This is a genomic window from Saccharopolyspora cebuensis, from assembly GCF_039542665.1.
Lineage (GTDB): Bacteria > Actinomycetota > Actinomycetes > Mycobacteriales > Pseudonocardiaceae > Saccharopolyspora > Saccharopolyspora cebuensis.
On sequence record NZ_BAABII010000010.1, the window covers coordinates 486,199 to 503,390 of the forward strand.

The 17,192-nt window shown below is 74.3% G+C and carries 19 protein-coding genes; 8 read left to right on the forward strand and 11 right to left on the reverse strand.

Translation table 11 applies throughout. The annotated features are described in order from the left end of the window. Window positions 1-65: 65 nt before the first annotated feature. Entirely contained in the window at window positions 66-1,043 is a 978-nt protein-coding gene (locus tag ABD976_RS16605; protein WP_345364057.1) for a helix-turn-helix transcriptional regulator, read from the reverse strand. 99 nt (window positions 1,044-1,142) lie between these two features. Here ABD976_RS16605 and ABD976_RS16610 point away from each other — a divergent pair, with 99 nt between their 5' ends. Then, window positions 1,143-1,709: a DinB family protein gene (locus tag ABD976_RS16610; protein WP_345364287.1), complete on the forward strand. Its 567-nt coding sequence runs from the start codon at window positions 1,143-1,145 to the stop codon at window positions 1,707-1,709. 73 nt (window positions 1,710-1,782) lie between these two features. Continuing rightward, window positions 1,783-2,877: a winged helix DNA-binding domain-containing protein gene (locus ABD976_RS16615; RefSeq protein ID WP_345364059.1), complete on the forward strand. Its 1,095-nt coding sequence runs from the start codon at window positions 1,783-1,785 to the stop codon at window positions 2,875-2,877. A gap of 31 nt (window positions 2,878-2,908) precedes the next feature. Here ABD976_RS16615 and ABD976_RS16620 read toward each other — a convergent pair whose 3' ends face one another. The 6 genes from ABD976_RS16620 to ABD976_RS16645 are packed head-to-tail and all read right to left on the reverse strand — an operon-like array spanning window position 2,909 to window position 8,399. Beyond that, the gene (locus tag ABD976_RS16620) at window positions 2,909-3,508 is read right to left on the reverse strand and encodes a copper chaperone PCu(A)C domain-containing protein (RefSeq protein WP_345364061.1); all 600 of its coding nucleotides are present in this window, start codon (window positions 3,506-3,508) and stop codon (window positions 2,909-2,911) included. Window positions 3,509-3,517: 9 nt separating this feature from the next. Beyond that, window positions 3,518-5,050 (reverse strand): cytochrome bc1 complex cytochrome b subunit, encoded by a 1,533-nt coding sequence (qcrB, locus tag ABD976_RS16625; protein WP_345364063.1) that lies wholly within the window; start codon window positions 5,048-5,050, stop codon window positions 3,518-3,520. 46 nt (window positions 5,051-5,096) lie between these two features. Next, window positions 5,097-5,564 (reverse strand): cytochrome c oxidase assembly protein, encoded by a 468-nt coding sequence (locus ABD976_RS16630; RefSeq protein WP_345364065.1) that lies wholly within the window; start codon window positions 5,562-5,564, stop codon window positions 5,097-5,099. Next, entirely contained in the window at window positions 5,561-6,115 is a 555-nt protein-coding gene (locus ABD976_RS16635; protein ID WP_345364067.1) for a hypothetical protein, read from the reverse strand. Before ABD976_RS16635 ends, ABD976_RS16630 begins: the two co-directional genes overlap by 4 nt. After that, the gene (locus tag ABD976_RS16640; RefSeq protein ID WP_345364069.1) at window positions 6,112-7,752 is read right to left on the reverse strand and encodes a cytochrome c oxidase subunit I; all 1,641 of its coding nucleotides are present in this window, start codon (window positions 7,750-7,752) and stop codon (window positions 6,112-6,114) included. Before ABD976_RS16640 ends, ABD976_RS16635 begins: the two co-directional genes overlap by 4 nt. Beyond that, window positions 7,749-8,399 (reverse strand): cytochrome c oxidase subunit II, encoded by a 651-nt coding sequence (locus ABD976_RS16645; protein WP_345364071.1) that lies wholly within the window; start codon window positions 8,397-8,399, stop codon window positions 7,749-7,751. The genes ABD976_RS16640 and ABD976_RS16645 overlap by 4 nt, the downstream gene beginning before the upstream one ends. Window positions 8,400-8,713: 314 nt before the next feature. On the opposite strand from ABD976_RS16645, the gene qcrC reads away from it, so the two are divergent. The 3 genes from qcrC to ABD976_RS16660 all read left to right on the forward strand — a co-directional run bounded on the left by qcrC (window position 8,714) and on the right by ABD976_RS16660 (window position 12,944). After that, on the forward strand, window positions 8,714-9,538 hold the full coding sequence (gene qcrC / locus ABD976_RS16650) for a cytochrome bc1 complex diheme cytochrome c subunit (RefSeq protein WP_439958731.1): 825 nt from the start codon (window positions 8,714-8,716) through the stop codon (window positions 9,536-9,538). Next, window positions 9,535-10,626 carry a cytochrome bc1 complex Rieske iron-sulfur subunit gene (gene qcrA / locus ABD976_RS16655; protein ID WP_345364075.1) on the forward strand — a complete coding sequence of 364 codons (1,092 nt, stop codon included), beginning with the start codon at window positions 9,535-9,537 and terminating at the stop codon, window positions 10,624-10,626. Before qcrC ends, qcrA begins: the two co-directional genes overlap by 4 nt. A 107-nt stretch (window positions 10,627-10,733) precedes the next feature. Beyond that, window positions 10,734-12,944: a hypothetical protein gene (locus tag ABD976_RS16660; protein WP_345364077.1), complete on the forward strand. Its 2,211-nt coding sequence runs from the start codon at window positions 10,734-10,736 to the stop codon at window positions 12,942-12,944. 105 nt (window positions 12,945-13,049) lie between these two features. On the opposite strand, the gene ABD976_RS16665 is transcribed toward ABD976_RS16660, so the two are convergent. After that, window positions 13,050-13,163, reverse strand: coding sequence for a lasso RiPP family leader peptide-containing protein (locus tag ABD976_RS16665; protein WP_345364079.1), 114 nt, complete (start codon window positions 13,161-13,163; stop codon window positions 13,050-13,052). 425 nt (window positions 13,164-13,588) lie between these two features. Here ABD976_RS16665 and ABD976_RS16670 point away from each other — a divergent pair, with 425 nt between their 5' ends. The 3 genes from ABD976_RS16670 to ABD976_RS16680 all read left to right on the forward strand — a co-directional run bounded on the left by ABD976_RS16670 (window position 13,589) and on the right by ABD976_RS16680 (window position 16,300). Next, window positions 13,589-14,962: a dicarboxylate/amino acid:cation symporter gene (locus ABD976_RS16670; protein ID WP_345364081.1), complete on the forward strand. Its 1,374-nt coding sequence runs from the start codon at window positions 13,589-13,591 to the stop codon at window positions 14,960-14,962. 103 nt (window positions 14,963-15,065) lie between these two features. Continuing rightward, the gene (locus ABD976_RS16675; RefSeq protein ID WP_345364083.1) at window positions 15,066-15,524 is read left to right on the forward strand and encodes a VOC family protein; all 459 of its coding nucleotides are present in this window, start codon (window positions 15,066-15,068) and stop codon (window positions 15,522-15,524) included. Between the two features lie 17 nt (window positions 15,525-15,541). After that, entirely contained in the window at window positions 15,542-16,300 is a 759-nt protein-coding gene (locus ABD976_RS16680; RefSeq protein ID WP_345364085.1) for a MerR family transcriptional regulator, read from the forward strand. A gap of 93 nt (window positions 16,301-16,393) precedes the next feature. On the opposite strand, the gene ABD976_RS16685 is transcribed toward ABD976_RS16680, so the two are convergent. The 3 genes from ABD976_RS16685 to ABD976_RS16695 are packed head-to-tail and all read right to left on the reverse strand — an operon-like array spanning window position 16,394 to window position 17,117. Continuing rightward, window positions 16,394-16,720 carry a hypothetical protein gene (locus ABD976_RS16685; protein ID WP_345364087.1) on the reverse strand — a complete coding sequence of 109 codons (327 nt, stop codon included), beginning with the start codon at window positions 16,718-16,720 and terminating at the stop codon, window positions 16,394-16,396. Further along, complete coding sequence (locus tag ABD976_RS16690) at window positions 16,717-16,932, reverse strand: hypothetical protein (RefSeq protein WP_345364089.1); 216 nt, start codon at window positions 16,930-16,932, stop codon at window positions 16,717-16,719. Before ABD976_RS16690 ends, ABD976_RS16685 begins: the two co-directional genes overlap by 4 nt. Beyond that, entirely contained in the window at window positions 16,929-17,117 is a 189-nt protein-coding gene (locus tag ABD976_RS16695) for an HC3 family zinc finger protein (RefSeq protein WP_345364091.1), read from the reverse strand. The genes ABD976_RS16690 and ABD976_RS16695 overlap by 4 nt, the downstream gene beginning before the upstream one ends. Window positions 17,118-17,192 lie beyond the last annotated feature (75 nt).

Consider the following 17,192-nt stretch of genomic DNA (forward strand, 5'->3'; position numbering starts at 1 on the left):
CCGCTTTCGCCAATGGCCTGCGTGGCGGTGCCGGTTGCGTGCCGCACAGCATGCTGAAAGGCCCCTCAGACGCGGTCGCCCGCCGCGGCGGCGCAGCGGCGGGCCAGGTGCGCGAAGGCGGCCTTGAGCTCGGCCGGTCCGACGACCTCGAGGTCGGCGTCGAACCGGCCCAGCGCGGCGGCCAGGGCCGACCACGACCACGAGCCCAGGACCAGGCGGCAGCGGTCCGGGCCGAGTTCCTCGACGATTCCGTCGCCGGCGTGGCGGGACACCTCCTCGGCGGGCAGGTCGAGGATCACCTCGCCGCGGTAGGGCCAGCCGCCGGAGCCGTCGGCGCCGCGGAACCGGGCGGCCACGAACGCGGCCACGTCACCGCCGGGCACCGCCCGCGGGGTGAAGCGGGGGCCGGTGGGGGTGCGCGGGGTGATCCGGTCGGCGCGGAAGGTGCGCCAGTCGTCGCGGTCGAGGTCCCAGCCGACGAGGTACCACCGCCCGCCCCAGGTGACGAGGTGGTGCGGCTCGACCCGGCGCACCGGGAGCACCTCGTCCCCGCCCCACGGCGGGGGTTCGTGGTCGAAGCGCAGCACCTCGCGCGCGTGGACGGCGTTGCTCAGCGCCACCAGCACGCCGCTGTCGACGTGCGGCGGGACCGCGGACCGCTCGACGGCGGTGACCTGGACGGTGTCGATGCGGCGGCGCAACCGCGCGGGCATCACCTGCCGGACGGTGTGCAGCGCGCGGGCCGCGGCCTCGTCGATCCCGGCGCCTGCGGTGGTGGCGATCCGCAGCGCGATGGCCAGGGCGACGGCCTGCTCGTCGTCGAACAGCAGCGGCGGCAGCTCGGCGCCCGCGTCGAGCCGGTAGCCGCCGTCGGGGCCCCTGGTGGCCGCGATCGGGTAGCCGAGTTCGCGCAGGCGGTCGACATCGCGGCGGACGGTGCGGGGGCTGACCGCCAGCCGCTCGGCCAGCGTCCGGCCCGGCCAGTCCCGGCGCGCCTGGAGGAGCGAGAGCAGGGACAGCAGCCGCGCTGAGGTTTTCGGCATGGTCGCCATGCTGCACCGGGAAGCGGACACTCCCTGGCCGCTTCGGCTGCGATCGTCGGCGTCGTGCCGGACAACGACGACCCGAAGGGCCGCATCGAGATGACCACTGCCACCACGACCACCGACGGCGAGAGGGCCGACCTGATCGCCGCGCTCGCGGCCGCGCGCGCCGCCCTCACCAGCACCGTGCGCGGTCTCGCCGACGAGCAGCTCGGCGAGACCCCGACGGTCAGCGCCCTGTGCCTGGGCGGGCTGATCAAGCACGTGGCGTCGGCGGAGGAAGGCTGGCTGCGCTTCGCGGTGGAGGGCCCGTCGGCGATGCGCCACGACCTGCCCGAGGGCGTCACCTGGGCCGACATCGAGGCGGGGACCGCACGGGTGATACCGGAGTGGATGATCGAGTACCAGGACGACTTCCGGATGCTGCCGGGTGAGACGCTGGCCGGGATCCTCGCGCGCTACGAACAGGTCGCCGCCCGCAGCGAGGACATCATCGCCACCGCCGACCTGTCGGTGACCCATCCCCTGCCCGACGTGCCCTGGCACGAGCCGGGAGCGGTGCGCAGCGTGCGCGGGGTGCTGACCCACGTCATCGCCGAGACCGCCCAGCACGCCGGGCACGCCGACATCCTGCGCGAGGCGATCGACGGGCGGCGGTCGTCCTGACCGGGGCCGGGCACCGACCGGGAGGGAGCATCGTGCCGACGCATCCGGACCAGCCGGCGCGGGCGGTGGGTCGATGACCGTGCTGGACGCCCGGGCGCTCAACCGCGCGACGCTGGCCCGGCAGCTGCTCCTCGACCGCGCCGACCTGCCGGTCCACGACGCCGTCGGGCACCTGTGCGGCCTGCAGGCGCAGGAACCGCAGGAACCGTTCGTCGGGCTGTGGTCGCGGCTGCGCGGATTCGACCCGGCGGTGCTCTCGGACCTGCTGGTCCGGCGCAGCGTGGTGCGGACCCACCTGATGCGCCGCACCGTCCACCTCCTCACCGCCGCCGACGTCCTGGCGTGGCGGGCCCGCCACGGCGCCATGCTGCGCCAGCGGGTGCTCGGGACCTACCGCCGCGAGCTCGCCGGGGTGGACCTCGACGAGCTCGCGGCGGCGGGGCGGGCGGTGCTGGCCGACGGCGAACCCCGCACGATGTCCGGGCTCGCGCGGGAGCTCGCCGGGCGCTGGCCGGAGCCGGGGCCGCGGGCGCTGGGCGAGCTGCTGATCGCCGCCCTCCTGCCCGTCGTCCAACTGCCACCGCGCGGCCTGTGGGGCGCCACGGGGGCGGCGCGCTACGCGCTGGTCTCCGCGTGGCTGGGGCGCGAGATCGACCCGCCGTCCCCGGACGGCTCCGATCCGGTCGGGCGGGCGCTGGTCCGCCGCTACCTGGCCGCCTTCGGTCCCGCCGCCACGGCCGACGTGCGCGCCTGGTGCGGTCTGGCCGGACTGCCCGCCGCGGTGTCGGCGATGCGCGAGGAGCTCGTCACCTTCCGCGACGAGCGGGGCAGGCGGCTGCTGGACCTGCCCGACGCGCCGCGGCCCGATCCCGGCACGCCCGCCCCGGTGCGGTACCTCCCGGCGTTCGACAACGCGGTCCTCGGCTACCACGACCGCGGCCGGATCATCGACGACGCCCACCGCGGCCTGTCGGTCGCCGGTGCGCGCGTCGTCCTGGTCGACGGTCGGGTCGCCGCGACCTGGGCGGTCGAGGACGGGACCGTGGTCGTCGACCCGCTGCGCCGCTTCTCCCGGGCCGAGCGCACCGCCGTCGCCGAGGAGGGGCGGGAGCTGGCGTCGCTGCTCTCCGGCGGCGACCGCGTGCGGATCGCCGCGTCGCCGCGCTGAGTCCCCGTGCCTGAGTCCCCGTGCCTGAGTCTCAGGGCAGCGAGGAGCAGTCGGGAGGTGTCGGCGTCGGCGGGTGGGGTGCGTCGAGCGGTGCGTGGTAGGTCTCCAGCGGCGTCCCGTTCGGCGGCAGCGGGCACTCCGGTCGGGGCGCGAGGGCGTGGTCGGTGGTGACCTCCAGGCGCACCGCCCCGGCCCGGGCGAAGCGGAACTCCACCGGGTAGGTCATCCCCGGCCGCAGCGGGGCCCGCAGGTCGCGCAGCCGGATCTCGATCAGCGCCGCGTCGGCGCCCGCGGGTTGGTTCGGGTAGGCGGTGTGCACCGTCCCCTCCGGCGGCAGCGCGGTGTCGCCGCGCACGACGACCTCCGGGGCCAGCGGGGTGCGCACCGCCACCAGCCGGTCCGGCGTGGCGCCCCCGTTGACCACCGTGGCGAGCACCGGCACGTCCGCGCCGGGGCGGTAGCCCGAGGTGCGGTGGGCGAACATCACCTCGCGCACCGCGATCGGGCCGACGTCGCCCTCGGCGCCGGTGCTGACCCGCAGCAGGTCCGGCGGGAGCTGCCGGTGGCCGCAGCCGCAGAGCACCGCGAGCAGCACCAGCGATGCCGCCCGCCGAAGCCCCGAGTTCGCCATGTCCGCTGTCTACCCCTGCTCCCCGCGCCCCGCACCCCGGCGCGGCGGCTCGTCCTCGGGACGCACCACGATGCGCGAGCCGATCCGGGCGCCGCCGTAGTCCATCGGTTTCGGGCGCCCCGCGTGGTCGGTGCCGCCGGGAGGTTGCCGCAGTTCCGCGTGGACGCCGTCCGGCCCGGCGCGCAGCAGCCCGGTCCGGAGCCCGCGTTCGAGCACGTCCCGGTCCTCGCGCTGGAGCCCCCGGCAGATCAGGACGGTGGCCAGGTAGGCCAGCGGTGGCACCACGAGCACCCCGATCCGCCCGGCCCACACGAGGCGTTCCACCGGGACGGACAGGCCCACGGCGAGCACGTCGTCGGCGCCGGAGCCCAGCAGCACCAGGTAGAACGACAGCGCCATCGCGCCGAGCCCGGTGCGCACCGGGTTGTCCCGCGGTCGTTGCAGCACGTGGTGGCGCCCGCGGTCCCCGGTCAGCAGCCGTTCCAACAGCGGGTGGGCCGCCGCGAGCGCGAACAGCGCTCCGGGCAGCGCCACCCCGGGCCAGAACGGGGCGCTCACGGTGTAGGGGCCGAGGTGCAGGTCCCACGGCGGGAAGATCCGCAGCGCCCCGATGAGGAACCCGATGTACCAGTCCGGTTGCACCCCCGTGGAGCCGTCGATCGGCGTGTAGGGCCCCCACAGGAACACCGGGTTGATCTGGAACAGCGCGCCGAGCAGCGCCAGCACGGCGACCACGGCCAGCCCGTTGGCGGCGGTGCGCACCAGGAATCCGGGCGCCGCGCGGTCGCCGACCACCGTGGACCCGGTCGCCCCCGGGCCCGGGAAGTGGGTGTGCTTCTGGTACCAGACCAGCAGCAGGTGCACGCCGACGAGCGCGCACAGCAGGCCGGGCAGCACGAACACGTGCCCGACGAAGAACCGGGAGATCCACAGCTCGCCCTCGAACTCGCCGCCGAAGACCAGCCAGTGCAGCCAGGTGCCGACGACCGGGACCGACAGCACCAGGCCGGAGGCGATCCGCACCCCGACGCCGGAGAGCAGGTCGTCGAGCATGGAGTAGCCGAGGTAGCCCTCCAGCATGGACAGCGCCAGCAGCGCGATGCCGGTCAGCCAGGTCAGCTCGCGGGGCTTGCGGAACGCTCCGGTGAAGAAGTTCCGGCACATGTGCACCACGATCGAGGCGACGAAGACGTGCGCGGCCCAGTGGTGGATCTGCCGGACGAACAACCCGCCGCGCACCTCGAACGACAGGTTCAGGGCCGATTCGTAGGCCCGGGACACGTGCAGCCCGCGCAGGTTGTCGTAGGCCCCCTGGTAGACGACCTCGGTGGTGTCGGGCACGAAGAACAGGGACAGGTAGGTGCCGGTCACCAGCAGCACCACGAACGAGTACAGCGCCAGTTCGCCCCACAGGAAGGAGTGGTGCTTGGGGAACACGTGCGAGGATTCCGAGCGCACGAGCCCGGCCAGCCGGAAGCGCTCGTCGACGCCGCGCCCGAGCCGGCGGCCGAGCGCGCGGGTCAGCGGTCCCGGGCGGCTCACCGCGACCACCCGCCCGGGCTGCCCCCGCCTGGGCTGCGGCGTGCGCTCACGTCTCCTCCTGCGGGCCGAGGTCCTGCTCCTCGCGGCACATCCACCGCCAGGTGATGACCACCGCGATCGCCCCCATCGGCAGCATCCCGGCGATCATCGCCAAGCCGCCGGCCAGCCGCCCGGCGGCGACCAGCCACACCCCGGCGAGGTCGAGCAGCGGCAGCGCGGTGTAGAGGTAGAGCGTCCGGCCCGGATCGCTGAGCCGGTGGCGCGTCCCGAGCACCGGCGCCCAGAACAGCAGTGCGCCGACGACGAGCAGCGCGTGCCCGACCGCACCGCCGTGGTGTTCCGACCGCACCGCCACCACCGCGTGCAGCACGACGAACAGCGGCAGCGCGCACCAGCCCGGGACCGTCCACGCCTCCGCGGCCGGGAACAGGCGGAGCAGCGCGGCGCAGCCCGCCGGGCACAGCGCGGACACCACCAGGCCCATCAGCGCCATGTGCCAGATCTCGTGGTTCACCGGCGCCTCCCGGGAACCAGGCGGGCCACCGCCCGCCGCAGCAGCCCCGCGCGGCGCGGGGCGGGCGCGGGCATCGGAGGGGGACCGTGGCCGGGGTGGTCCTCGGGCACCGGTGCGGCCCGGCCGAGTCCGGTGCCGTCGTGGACGAAGCGGCGGCCGGGCGCGGGTTCGGCGCCGTCCAGCGCGGCCGGCCACGGCCCGGTCCCCCGGGGCACCCGGCGGTCCCCGGCGGTGACCACCGCGAGCAGCAGCGGGTACGCGGCGAAGGGCGTGATCCACCAGCCGTAGGCCACGCCGAGCAGCGCGACCGCGAGGCCGAGGGCGGCGAACGCGGCCGACCAGCCCCGCCGCGGCTGCCGCAGCCGGACGCCGCCCGCGCCGCGGCGGATCGCCGTCGCGGCCACCAGCCCGTAGCAGGCGACCAGCGCGCTCGCGCCGGTGAACAGCACCACCGGCAGCGGACGCAGCGGTTGGTCGAAGGCGAGCAGGCCCAACGCCAGCCCCAGGTTCGCCACGGCCCACCCGACGACGAGCAGCAGCTCCGACCTCATCCGCCGCCCTCCGCCTCGGCCCGCTCCCGCCGGTCCAGCAGCGGTGCGTAGCTGGTCACCGGCGGCACCGGGTGGTGGGCGTCGAAGTTGTAGCGGGGCGGTGGCGAGCTGGTGGCCCACTCCAGGGTGTGCGCCCGCCACGGGTCGGGCGGCGCGTCCCGCGGCCGGGTCAGGGCCGAGGCGGCGTTGATCGCGAACACCAGGGCGCCGACGGCCAGCAGCCACGCGCCGATCGTGGACAGCAGGTTCTCCGCGCCGAAGCCGTCCTGCGGCAGGTAGGTGGGGACGCGCCGGGGCATCCCCTCCAGGCCCACCCAGAACATCGGCAGGAAGGTCAGGTTGGTGCCGACGATCCAGATCCAGAAGTGCGCGTGGCCGAGCCCGGTGCCGAGCATCCGGCCGCTGACCTTCGGGAACCAGAAGTAGACGCCCGCGAACAGGCCGAACAGGCTGCCCGCCGCCAGCGTGTAGTGCCAGTGCGCGACCACGAAGTAGCTGTCGTGCATCTGGTAGTCCAGCACCGGGGTGCCGAGCATGATCCCGGTGAGACCGCCGACGAGGAACTGCGGGATGAACGCCAGCGCGAACAGCATCGGCACCGGGAAGCGCAACCGGCCGCCCACCACCGTCGCCAGCATCCCGAAGTACTCGATGCCCGCCGGGACCAGCAGCAGCGTCGAGGTCAGCGAGTAGTAGTTGTTCGCGCTCTGCCCGGTGGTGAACATGTGGTGGCCCCACACGCTCATCGACAGCGCCGAGAACAGCAGCAGCGACAACGCGGTCAGCCGGTAGCCGAAGAACCGGCGCCCGGCGAAGGTGGCCAGCACCTCGGCGACCGCGCCCAGGAACGGGAAGAACATCACGTAGACGACGGGGTGGCCGAAGAACCAGAACACGTGCTGGTAGCCGATGTTCCAGATGTTGTCGGTGAACAGGTCGGGCTGGAAGCGGCCGAGGGCCAGGATCGCCACGGCCAGCAGCAGCGGCGGGAACGCCCCGATCACCATCAGGTTCGTCGCCACGGTCGCCCAGCTGAACAGCGGCATCCGCAGCATGCTCATCCCCGGGGCGCGCTTGGCCAGCACCGACCACAGCACGGTGCAGGCCATGACCAGCATCCCCGCCCCGGCCAGCGCGACGCCGACGATCCACAGGTCGACGCCGTGACCGGGCGTGTAGCGGCTGGTCGCCAGCGGGGTGTAGGAGTACCACCCGTGGTCGGCGGCGCCGGTCCCGGTGGCGAAGCCGGACAGCATGGTCACCGAGCCGGCGGCGTAGAGCCAGTAGGCGAACAGCGTGGCGCGCGGTGCGGCGACGTTCGGCGCGCCGAGCTGCAACGGCACCAGGTAGAGCCCGCTGCCGACCGCCAGCGGGGTGAGCACGAGGTAGATCATCATCGACCCGTGCATGGTGAACAGCTGGTTGTACTGGTCCTGGCCGACGATCCGGAGTTCCGGACCGGCGAGCTGGGTGCGCATCACGGTGGCCAGCGCACCGGCGATCAGCATGAGCACCAGCGCCGTGCCCATCGTGAGCACGCCGAGGCGCTTGTGGTCGGTCGTCGCCAGCCAGTCGGCGATCGAACCGCCGCGGGCCGGGATCGCGCCCGCGGCGGGACGTTCGGGCGACCGCGTCATACCGCGGTGCCGCCGGCGGCCAGGTAGTCCTGGTATTCCTCGGGGGAGACGACCTCGACCCAGAAGTCCATCGTGACGTGGTGGGTGCCGCAGTACTCCGAGCACCGGCCCTTCCAGCGGCCCTGTTCGGGGAAGGTCATCCGGAGCTCGTTGACCTGCCCGGGGTTGGCGTCGCGCTTGACCGCGAAGTCCGGCAGCCAGAACGAGTGGATCACGTCGTGGGAGGTCAGCGCGAACTCGACCGGGCGGCCCGCGGGCACCACGACGGTGGGCATCTCACCGCCCCGGCACTCGCCGGTGACCTGGATCGGCGCGCTGGTGTAGCGGAAGTCCCAGCACCAGCGGTAGGCGGTGACGTCGATCCGCTCCGCCGGGACGGCCTCGGCGGTGTTGCCCTCACCGTCGTGCACCCGGGCGTTGGCGCCGAACCCGACGATCACGAGCACGGCGGCCACCGCGGCGAGCACGGCCGCGTAGCCGAGTTCGAGCCGGACATTCTGCGAGACCCGGAACAGCGGGCGCCGGCGCCGCCCGGCGCGGTTGAACACCACGGCCCAGCCGAGGACCACCACGACGAGGGCGAAGACCACCCCGGCGATCCAGGACCAGGTGTGCAGGATCTCGTGGAACACCTCGTTGAAGCGCATGCGTTCCTCCCCCGGGCGTCGCCACGCGCCTGCGAGGTGTTCGCCTGCGGTATCGGTCACCACCGGAGGGACGGGCCGTCCGGGGCGCGGTCCACCGCCAGCGTCGGGGCGCGAGCCGGCGGCGGCAACCCGGCGCCGGTCCGTCCTGCGGCGGGGAAACAGCAGGTCGGCCGTGCGCCGTGGACCCCGGTGCCGTGCGCGGACCACCGGATCGTGCGATCAGCGCTCCGATGTGGATTGCGGCCTCGGGGCTCCGGGCGCAGCATGGCGGCGCGTTCCGCGTGCGGCGGATCAGCGCGGCGACGGGAGGCGACGTGGTGGTCGATCCGGGCCCTTCGAGCCGACCGCGTCGGCGACGCCGGCGGTGCGCGATGGCGCTCGGCCTGCTGCTCGGGCTGCTCACCACCGGGACCGCCTACGCGGTGCTGGTCCCCGCGCCGCAGCGGGTTTCCGCCGAGGCGCCGCTGGTCGAACGGGGCGAGGCGCTGTACCGGCGTTCCTGCCTGACCTGCCACGGCAGCGCGTTGCAGGGCGTCCCGGACCGGGGGCCGAGCCTGATCGGGGTGGGCGAGGCGGCCACCTACTTCCAGGTGTCCACCGGGCGGATGCCGCTGGCGCGCAGCACCGCCCAGGCCGAGCGCAAGCCCCCGCCGCCGGAGTTCGACCCGGGCACCGAGGAGGGGCGGCGCAACCTCGCGGCCCTCGGCGCCTACGTGCAGGCCCACGGCGGTGGTCCGCGGCGGCCGGAGGGCAGCGGTGCCGCGCTCGTCGGCCCCGACACCGCGCGCGGCGGCAAGCTGTTCCGGTCGAACTGCTCGCAGTGCCACAACTTCACCGGACGCGGCGGGGTGCTCGCCGCGGGCAAGTTCGCCCCGAACCTGCACGACGCCACGCCCGAACAGCTCTACACCGCGATGCTCACCGGACCGCAGGCGATGCCGGTGTTCAGCGACCGCGAGCTCTCCCCGGGCGAGAAGGCCGACATCATCGCCTACGTGCTGGAGGTCCGCGGGCAGCGCAACGCGCCGGGCGGGTTCAACCTCGGCGAGTGGGGCCCGACCACCGAGGGGTTCGTCGTCTTCCTCCTCGGGGTGCCCGCGCTGATCGGGGTGGCGCTGTGGCTGGGGGCCCGGGCGTGAGGCGGTTGTTCCGGCGCGGTCGCCGTCGCCGGGAGGCCGAGCGGGCCGACCTGCTCCGGCGGGGCTCGGCGGCCGACGGCGTGTCCGTGGTGGTCAAGGAGCGCACCGGCGGCCCGCGCGCGGAGCGGATCGTGGCGCTGTGGTTCGCGCTGGCCGCGGTGTTCGCGGTGCTGTTCGTGGCGGCCTACGTGCTCTGGCCGCACGAGTACCGGCGCCCCGCCGAGCACGGCCACCTGCTCTACCTGCTCTACACCCCGGTCATCGGCACCGCGTTCGGCTGCGCCTTCCTGTGCCTGGCCGTCGGCGTCGGCCTGCACAGCAAACGCGTCATGCCGCAGGAGCTCGCGGTCCAGCGGCGCCAGGACGGGCCGTCGGAGGACTTCGCGCGCCGCAGCGCGGCGGCCCGGCTCACCGAGATCGCCGAGGACGCCGGGGCGGGGCGCCCGCTGCTGCGCCGGGCGCTGCTGGGCGCGGGGGCGTTCGTCGCCGCCGCCACCGCCGTGCTCGGCGTCGGCGGATTCGTCCGCGACCCGTGGACCGGGCGGCGCAACGCCGCGCTGTGGATCACCGGCTGGCACCCGGTCTCCGACGAGAAGGTCTACCTGCGCGTCCACACCGGAGTGCTCGGCCGGATCGTGCTGGTGCGCCCCGAGGACCTCGAACCGGGCACGCTGCTGACGGTGGTGCCGTTCCGGGAGTCCGAGCGCGGTCACGAGGAACTGCTGCTGGCCGCCGAGCGCGCCTCCGACGGCCCGGTGATGCTGATCCGGCTGCGCCCGGGCACCGCCGTGCGCAAGCGGCCGGGCCAGGAGGAGTTCAACCACGGCGACTTCTACGCGTTCTCGAAGATCTGCACCCACCTCGGCTGCCCGGCCTCGCAGTACGACGCGCAGAACAACGTCGCGCTGTGCCCGTGCCACCAGTCGCAGTTCCTCATCACCGAGTCGGCCAAGCCGGTGTTCGGCCCGGCCACCCGGTCGCTGCCGCAACTGCCGATCACCGTCGACGAGGACGGTTACTTCATCGCGCGCGGTGACTTCCGCGAACCGGTCGGGCCGGGGTTCTGGGAGGTGCGGCTGGACCGGTAGCGCCACCCGAAGGGCTGATGCCTGCGGTGCGGTGCCGACGGGTGCAGTACACACGGGGTGCCATGCGACGCAGGGGAGGGATTGTGCTCGACGGGAGGACGCGCGCGGTGGAGCCGCCCGCGGTCGGAGCGCGGGGCAGGTTCGGGCCGCCGCTGGCGGCGTGCCTGCTCGTCGTGGTGGTGCTGCTGCTGCCGTTGCGGGCCGATCCGTGGTTCTACTTCTACGACGACGCCGCCGTGCAGATCCTGCCGACCTGGCGGCGGCTCGGGGAGCAGGTGCTGGCCGGGGGCTGGCCGCCGCTGCTCGACGTCGACGCCTGGATGGGCGGCAACATCGCCGCCGAGGCGCTCTACGGCGTGTGGAACCCGCTCTACCCGCTGGTCTGGATCACCGCCGCGCTGGTGCCCGACCTGGCGGTGGCCGGGATGGTGATCCGGGCGGCGGCGCTGGTGGTGCTGACCCTCGGGATCTACGCGCTGTGCCGGGAGTACGGGGCGCGGCGGTCGATGTCGGCGGCGCTGGGCGCGGCGCTGCCGTTCGCCGGTTCGCTGTTCTACTTCGACGTGGTGCTCTGGCCCGCCGCGCTGCTGGCGTTCGCGTGGCTGCCGCACCTGTGGTGGGCGGCGCGGAAGGCGGGCCGGGGCCGGATCAACCCGGTGTGGACGTTCCTGTTCGGCGGGTTGATCGTCACCGCGGGCAACCCCTACGGCATGCTCGCGGCCTGCCTGGTGCTGCTCGGCGTGCTGGTGGAGACCGCGCTGCGCGGGCGGTGGCGGTCGGTGCGCGACCTGGTGCTGGTGTCGCTGGGGATCGGGGCGCTGGTGCCGCTGGTGTACCTGCCGCTGGTGCTGAGCTCGTCGGTCACCTGGCGCTCGGAGACCTCGTTCGGCAACACCGGGGTGATGGCGCCGTCGCCGTTCGACCTGCCCGCGCTGAGCCTGCCGCACCACGTGCCCGACGTGGAGGGGCTCGGCGGCGCCCCGCTGGCCGTCCCGGCGGTGTACTTCTGCTGGTTCGCGCTGCCGCTGGCCGCCTGGCTGGACTGGGGCGCGCTGCGCGGGCGGTGGCGGTCGCTGAGCGCCTGCGCGGTGGTCGCGGGCGGGTTCCTGCTGCTGGCGATCGGGCCGTCGGAGATGTGGATGTTCCGCTGGCCGATCCGCGTGCTGCACTACGGCTACCTGGGGCTCGCGGTGGTCCTCGCGGTGCTGCTGTCCCGGGGGCTGCGCCGGGACCGGCCGGCGTTGCGGGTGGGGGGCACGGTCGCCCTGCTGCTGGCGGCGGCGGGGATGTCCGGTGCGCTGGAGCCCGACCGGTTCCGGAGCAACGCCGTCGGGCTGCTGGTGGTCGTGGTGCTGACCGCGCTGGCCCTCGGGGTGTTCTTCGTCGGCGGCGTCCGGTGGCTGGCCGCGGTGCTGGCGCTGGGCACCGCGCTGGTCGTCGCGGTGCAGGCGCCCGCGTTCGTGACCTCGCCCGGGTTCGCCACGGCGGGCCTGCCGTCGTCGGTGCCGGAGCTGCGCGAGCGGTTCGCCGATCGCTACCCGGGCGTGGTGTTCCAGGTCGCCGACCTCGACAGCACCGAGCAGCCCGGGGTGTGGCAGGACATGCTGCCCGGCGGCATGTACCCGGCGGCCGGGGTGACCAGCATCAACGCCTACACCGGCATCGGTTACGCGCCGTTCTCCGACCTGCTGTGCCTGAACTACACCAGCACCTCGTGCGCCGACGCCGTGCCGCGGTTGTGGCGGGCGCCGGAGGGCACCGACGTGCCGCTGGCCGACCTGCTGCGGCTGGACACCGTCGTGGTGCAGCGCAGCGTCCTGGACGCACCGCGGGTGCCCGCGGGCTGGCGGGTCGAGCGCGGCGAGCAGGTCACCGTGCTGCGCCGGGACTTCACCTCGCCGTGGCCGGCGGGCACGCTGGCCGCCGCCTCCCCCGGGGTGCGGGTGGTCTCGGACGTGGCCGGCGGCGATCGCGCCGAGCGGCTGCGGTTCGAGCGGGCCACGGCGGACGAGCCCGCGACGCTGGTGTTCAGCCGCCTGGCGTGGCCCGGTTACCGGGCGGAGCTCGACGGCGCGGTGGTCCCGGCCCGCTCCGGTCCCGGCGGGCTGCTCGAGGTGGAGCTGCCGCCGGGTACCCGGGCCGGCGAGTTGCGGCTGACCTTCACCCCGCCGGGCATGAACAAGGGCTTGGCCGCCGCGGCGCTCGGGGTGGCGCTGGCCGGTGCGGTGGGCGTGGCGCACGCCCGGCGCGGACGGCGCGACGACTCCCGGGGCGCGCCTGGGGCCACCAGCACCGCGCCCACCGCCCCGCAGCCGTAGGCCGCGGCACCGCGGGGGCGGGCGAAGCGGTAGGCCCGTCCTCGGCGCGCGCGCCCGGCGGCGGCCCGGGTCTTCCCGCGGGAAGACCCGGGCCGCCGCTCGTGCTCACCAGTCCATGCGCCAGAGGGTGTCCCAGCTGCTGCCCCCGAACCCGAGGGTCTCGGCCGAGAAGTCGCCGACCTCGGTCAGCTCCGGCGGGGTGTAGGCGGTCTCGTGCATGGTGCTGCCTCCTCCTGGAACGCGGTGGCACCCCTGGTCGCGGGGCGCTCGCCTGGGTCATCGGTGCGGCCCGGGAGTGACCTGACCGCCTCTGACGTGGCACCACTCGTGTCCCGCAGCGCGATCACCCGTCCGCTGCGGCGGGGCGGCGCGGGTTCCCCCGCCGCCATTGCTGCTCCATTCGAGTGAAGGTGGTCACAAACCTTACCGGTATGGATGAAAGGCGCCACTCTATCGGTTGACGAGATCGCTATGGAGCCGAAGCGCTGGTACCTGACCTGCCGCCTGCACGTCGATCTGCGACGGCAGGCCAGTTGCTGCTGTCGGTAGGAACCCCGCCCTCCAGTCCTCGCGGGCGCCCGGACCAGGGCGCTCCGCCACGGCGCGCACCGCGCCGGTGATCCGCAGTCATCCGGGAGATCCCTGTGGCCAGTTCCTCCGCGTCCGCCCGCCGGACCCGTGTCCGCTTCAACCCGAAGGTCTTCGCCGTCGCGGTGCTCGCCTCGCTGGTGCTCGGCGCGCTGCTGGGCTGGCTGGCCCGCGCCGTCGACGCGACGTGGCTGATCACCGCGCTCGACACCATCGGCACGACGTTCAAGAACCTGCTCACCTTCACCGTGCTGCCGCTGATCTTCACCGCGATCGTGGTCGGCATCACCAGCCTGCGGTCGGTCGGCGGCGGGCGCACCGCCGCGCGGCTCGGCGGGCGCACGGCGCTGTGGTTCGCGCTGACCTCGCTGATCGCGGTGCTGATCGGCCTGGTGGTCGCCTCGATCCTGCAACCGGGGCGCGGCCTGGTCCTGCAACCGGACCAGCAGAACCTCGACTCCGTCGGCGAGCGCACCGCGGGCTCCTGGCTGGACCTGCTCAACGGGCTGGTGCCGCAGAACCTGGTCGCCGCCTTCGCCGAGGGCGAGACCTTGCAGGTCGTGTTCGTGTCCCTGATCATCGGTGCGGCCGCCTACAGCCTCGGGGACAAGGCGGAACCCTTCGTGCGGTTCAACCAGTCCGCCTTCGACGTCATCCAGCGGGTGCTGGGCTGGATCATCCGGCTGGCGCCGATCGGCACGCTGGGCCTGATCGGGCACGCCGTGGCCACCTACGGCAACGAGTTCTTCCTGCCGCTGATCAAGCTCACCGGCGGCGTGTACCTCGCCTGCGCGCTGGTGCTGCTCGGGGTGTACCCGCTGCTGCTGCGGTTCGTCGCCAAGGTCGGGCCGGGGCGGTTCTTCGCCAAGACCTGGACGGTGCTGCAGTTCGCCTTCGTCTCCCGCTCGTCCAGCGCGACGCTGCCGCTGAGCAGGCAGGCCGTGGTCGACCTCGGCGTCGACCGCTCGTACGCGAACTTCGCGGTCCCGCTGGCCACCACCACCAAGATGGACGGCTGCGCCGCGATCTACCCGGCCATCGCCTCGATCTTCATCGCGAACATGTTCGGCATCGAGCTGGGCGTGGTGCAGTACCTGACGATCATCGCGGTGGCGGTGTTCGGCGCGATCGCCACCGCCGGGGTCACCGGCTGGTTCACCATGCTCACCCTGACGCTGGCCGCGCTCGGCTTCCCGGCCGAGGTGGTGGCCACCGGCATCGCGATCGCCTACGCGGTCGACCCGATCCTGGACATGATGCGCACCATGACCAACGTCGCGGGCCAGATGGTGGTGCCCACCGTGGTCGCCCGCCGCGAGGGGCTGCTGGACGACGAGGTGCTCGCCGCGCCGAGCGCCCCGCCGCTGCTGTCCGGTGACGCGGAGCCGACCGGCGCGACCGCCGACGAGGACCGCACCGCCAAGGTCTGAGCCTCCGCCGAGGTCCGATCCAACCGGGCGCCCCCGCAACCGCCGCGGGGGCGCCCGTCGTCGGTTTGACCTTGACGTCGCGTCAACTCCTAGCGTCGGGGACATGGCAGAACTCGACATCGACCGCACCATCTACCCCATGCCCATGTTCGCCACCTTCGCGGTGGCGGACCTGGCCGTGGCCGAGACCTTCTACCACGCCCTCGGCTTCCTCTCCCTGGCCACGGTCCCGGACGCCGACGGCACCACCGCCGTGGTGCACCTGCGGCGGCTGAAGTACCAGGACGTCCTGCTCGTGCCGGGGCAGCCGGTGCGCGGGAGCACCACCGTGTCGTTCGCCGCGCACGGCGAGGACCTGGCGCGGCTGGCCCGCGAGATCCGCGCGGTCGCGCCCCCGACCGCCCGCGTCGAGGGCCCGGTGGACACCCCGTGGTTCACCTCCGACCTCCGCGTCGAGGACCCGGACGGCAACCTGGTGGTCCTCACCGCGCAGCGCGAGGCCGAGCAGCAGGCCGCCCAGGAGTGGGCGCGGAGTTTCGGGGGAGAATTCGCCGAGCGGTGACCGCCGGGGAGGACGTCGTGGAGTGGACGATTCAGCAGGTCGCGCGCAAGGCCGGTGTCTCCAGCCGAACCTTGCGCCACTACGACGACCTGGGCCTGCTGCGGCCGTCGAGCGTGGGGGCGAACGGCTACCGCTACTACGACCCCACGGCGGTGGCGCGGCTGCAACGCATCCTGCTGCTGCGCGACCTCGGGTTGTCCCTGGACGACATCGCCGAGGTGCTCGACCGGTCCGGTGACGAGGAGGCCGCGCTGCGCGAGCACGTCACGCTGCTGGAAGCCGAGCGGGACCGGCTGGACCGGCGGATCGATGCGGTGCGCCGCGCCGTCGAAGCGCGGCGCACCGGTGTCGATCCGTCCCTGGACGCGCTGCTGGAGGGCTTCAACGACCCGTACCGGGACGAGGTGGTCGCCCGCTGGGGGGAGCGGGCCTACCAGGAGGCGCACGACTGGTGGCACGGCAAGAGCCTGCGCGAGCAGGTCGACTGGAAGCGGGACACCGACGAGCTGATCGCGGCGTGGCAGGACGCGTGGCGCGCGGGCGGATCCCCCGGGGCGGACCGCGCCCAGGAGATCGCCGCCCGGCACGTGCGGTGGCTGGGCCAGGTCCCCGCGACACCCCTCGCGGACGGCGACCGGGAACGCTCGGCGGAGATGGTGCGCTGCCTCGCCGAGATGTACGCGCAGGACCCGGACTTCGCCGACACCTACGGCGCACCGGAGGTGGCGGCCTTCGTCCGCGACGCGCTGCTGGAACACGTCCGGCGCTGGGGCTGAGGCCACGTGGATGGCCGGCCGGTGCTGGGATCGCACCGGCCGGCCGCGACGCGGCGCCGAGCATCGGGGGTTGCCGTCGGCGCCGCGCCGGGTCTACAGGCGGTGCAGCGCGTCGAGGAGCCGACGCAGCGTCTCCCGGTCCCGGGAGTAGGACGAGGGCAGCGGGTCCGGCGCGACGCGGGGCAGGACGCGGGTCGGTTCGTCGGCGAGGGCGTCGCTGAGGTCGCCGGACCAGGACAGGCGCAGCGGCGGTCGCGCCGGGAGCGATTCGGCGTGGCACCGCTCGATCAGCAGCCGGGCCGGGGTGGCGGCCGCCCCGGCGCCGCCGTGCTGGCCGGGGGCGGTGCGGTGGCGGGCGGCCCAGACGAGCGCCAGGGCGGCGACGGCCAGGCCCGCGGCGAGCCACCCGGCGCCGTTCACCGATCGGTCCGCTCGGCGTCGATCACCAGCGGTCCCGGCCGGGCGGGAGCCGTCGCCTCGCGGAGCCGGGTGGTCATCAGCTCGGTCGTCGCGGCGAGTTCGGCGAGCTGCGCGGCCGACGGCGGGTGGCCGTCGAGCGCGTTGCGCACGGCGCAGTCCAGCGCGAGGATCGTCAACTGCATGTCCCGCACCAGGTGGGCGGGATCGGTCATGGCGCGCCCGCCATCGGTACGCCCGCGAGCCGGTGCGCCTCGGCGTTGCACACCGGGCAGGTCTCCCAGAGCCAGCCCAGCACGGAGTCCTCGGGCACGAGTTCCTGCTCGCACAAGGTCGGGCACCGGTCGGCACCCCGCCACTGCTGCTCCTTCGTCGCGTGCCGCTGCTCGGCGGCAGGCATCCAACTGAACGGATAAGGCCGGTACATCACCGCTCCCCACGTTCTTCTCGTCTTGACGGACTACCGAATCGACGG

Bases quoted from the DNA above. Each gene is read 5' to 3' on its own strand.
- ABD976_RS16610 (WP_345364287.1), top strand. From the start codon at position 1,143: ATGACCACTGCCACCACGACCACCGACGGCGAGAGGGCCGACCTGATC.
- ABD976_RS16620 (WP_345364061.1), bottom strand. From the start codon at position 3,508: ATGGCGAACTCGGGGCTTCGGCGGGCGGCATCGCTGGTGCTGCTCGCG.
- ABD976_RS16665 (WP_345364079.1), bottom strand. From the start codon at position 13,163: ATGCACGAGACCGCCTACACCCCGCCGGAGCTGACCGAGGTCGGCGAC.
- ABD976_RS16645 (WP_345364071.1), bottom strand. From the start codon at position 8,399: ATGCGCTTCAACGAGGTGTTCCACGAGATCCTGCACACCTGGTCCTGG.
- ABD976_RS16690 (WP_345364089.1), bottom strand. From the start codon at position 16,932: ATGACCGATCCCGCCCACCTGGTGCGGGACATGCAGTTGACGATCCTC.
- ABD976_RS16640 (WP_345364069.1), bottom strand. From the start codon at position 7,752: ATGACGCGGTCGCCCGAACGTCCCGCCGCGGGCGCGATCCCGGCCCGC.
- ABD976_RS16635 (WP_345364067.1), bottom strand. From the start codon at position 6,115: ATGAGGTCGGAGCTGCTGCTCGTCGTCGGGTGGGCCGTGGCGAACCTG.
- ABD976_RS16615 (WP_345364059.1), top strand. From the start codon at position 1,783: ATGACCGTGCTGGACGCCCGGGCGCTCAACCGCGCGACGCTGGCCCGG.
- ABD976_RS16675 (WP_345364083.1), top strand. From the start codon at position 15,066: ATGGCAGAACTCGACATCGACCGCACCATCTACCCCATGCCCATGTTC.
- ABD976_RS16605 (WP_345364057.1), bottom strand. From the start codon at position 1,043: ATGCCGAAAACCTCAGCGCGGCTGCTGTCCCTGCTCTCGCTCCTCCAG.
- ABD976_RS16695 (WP_345364091.1), bottom strand. From the start codon at position 17,117: ATGCCTGCCGCCGAGCAGCGGCACGCGACGAAGGAGCAGCAGTGGCGG.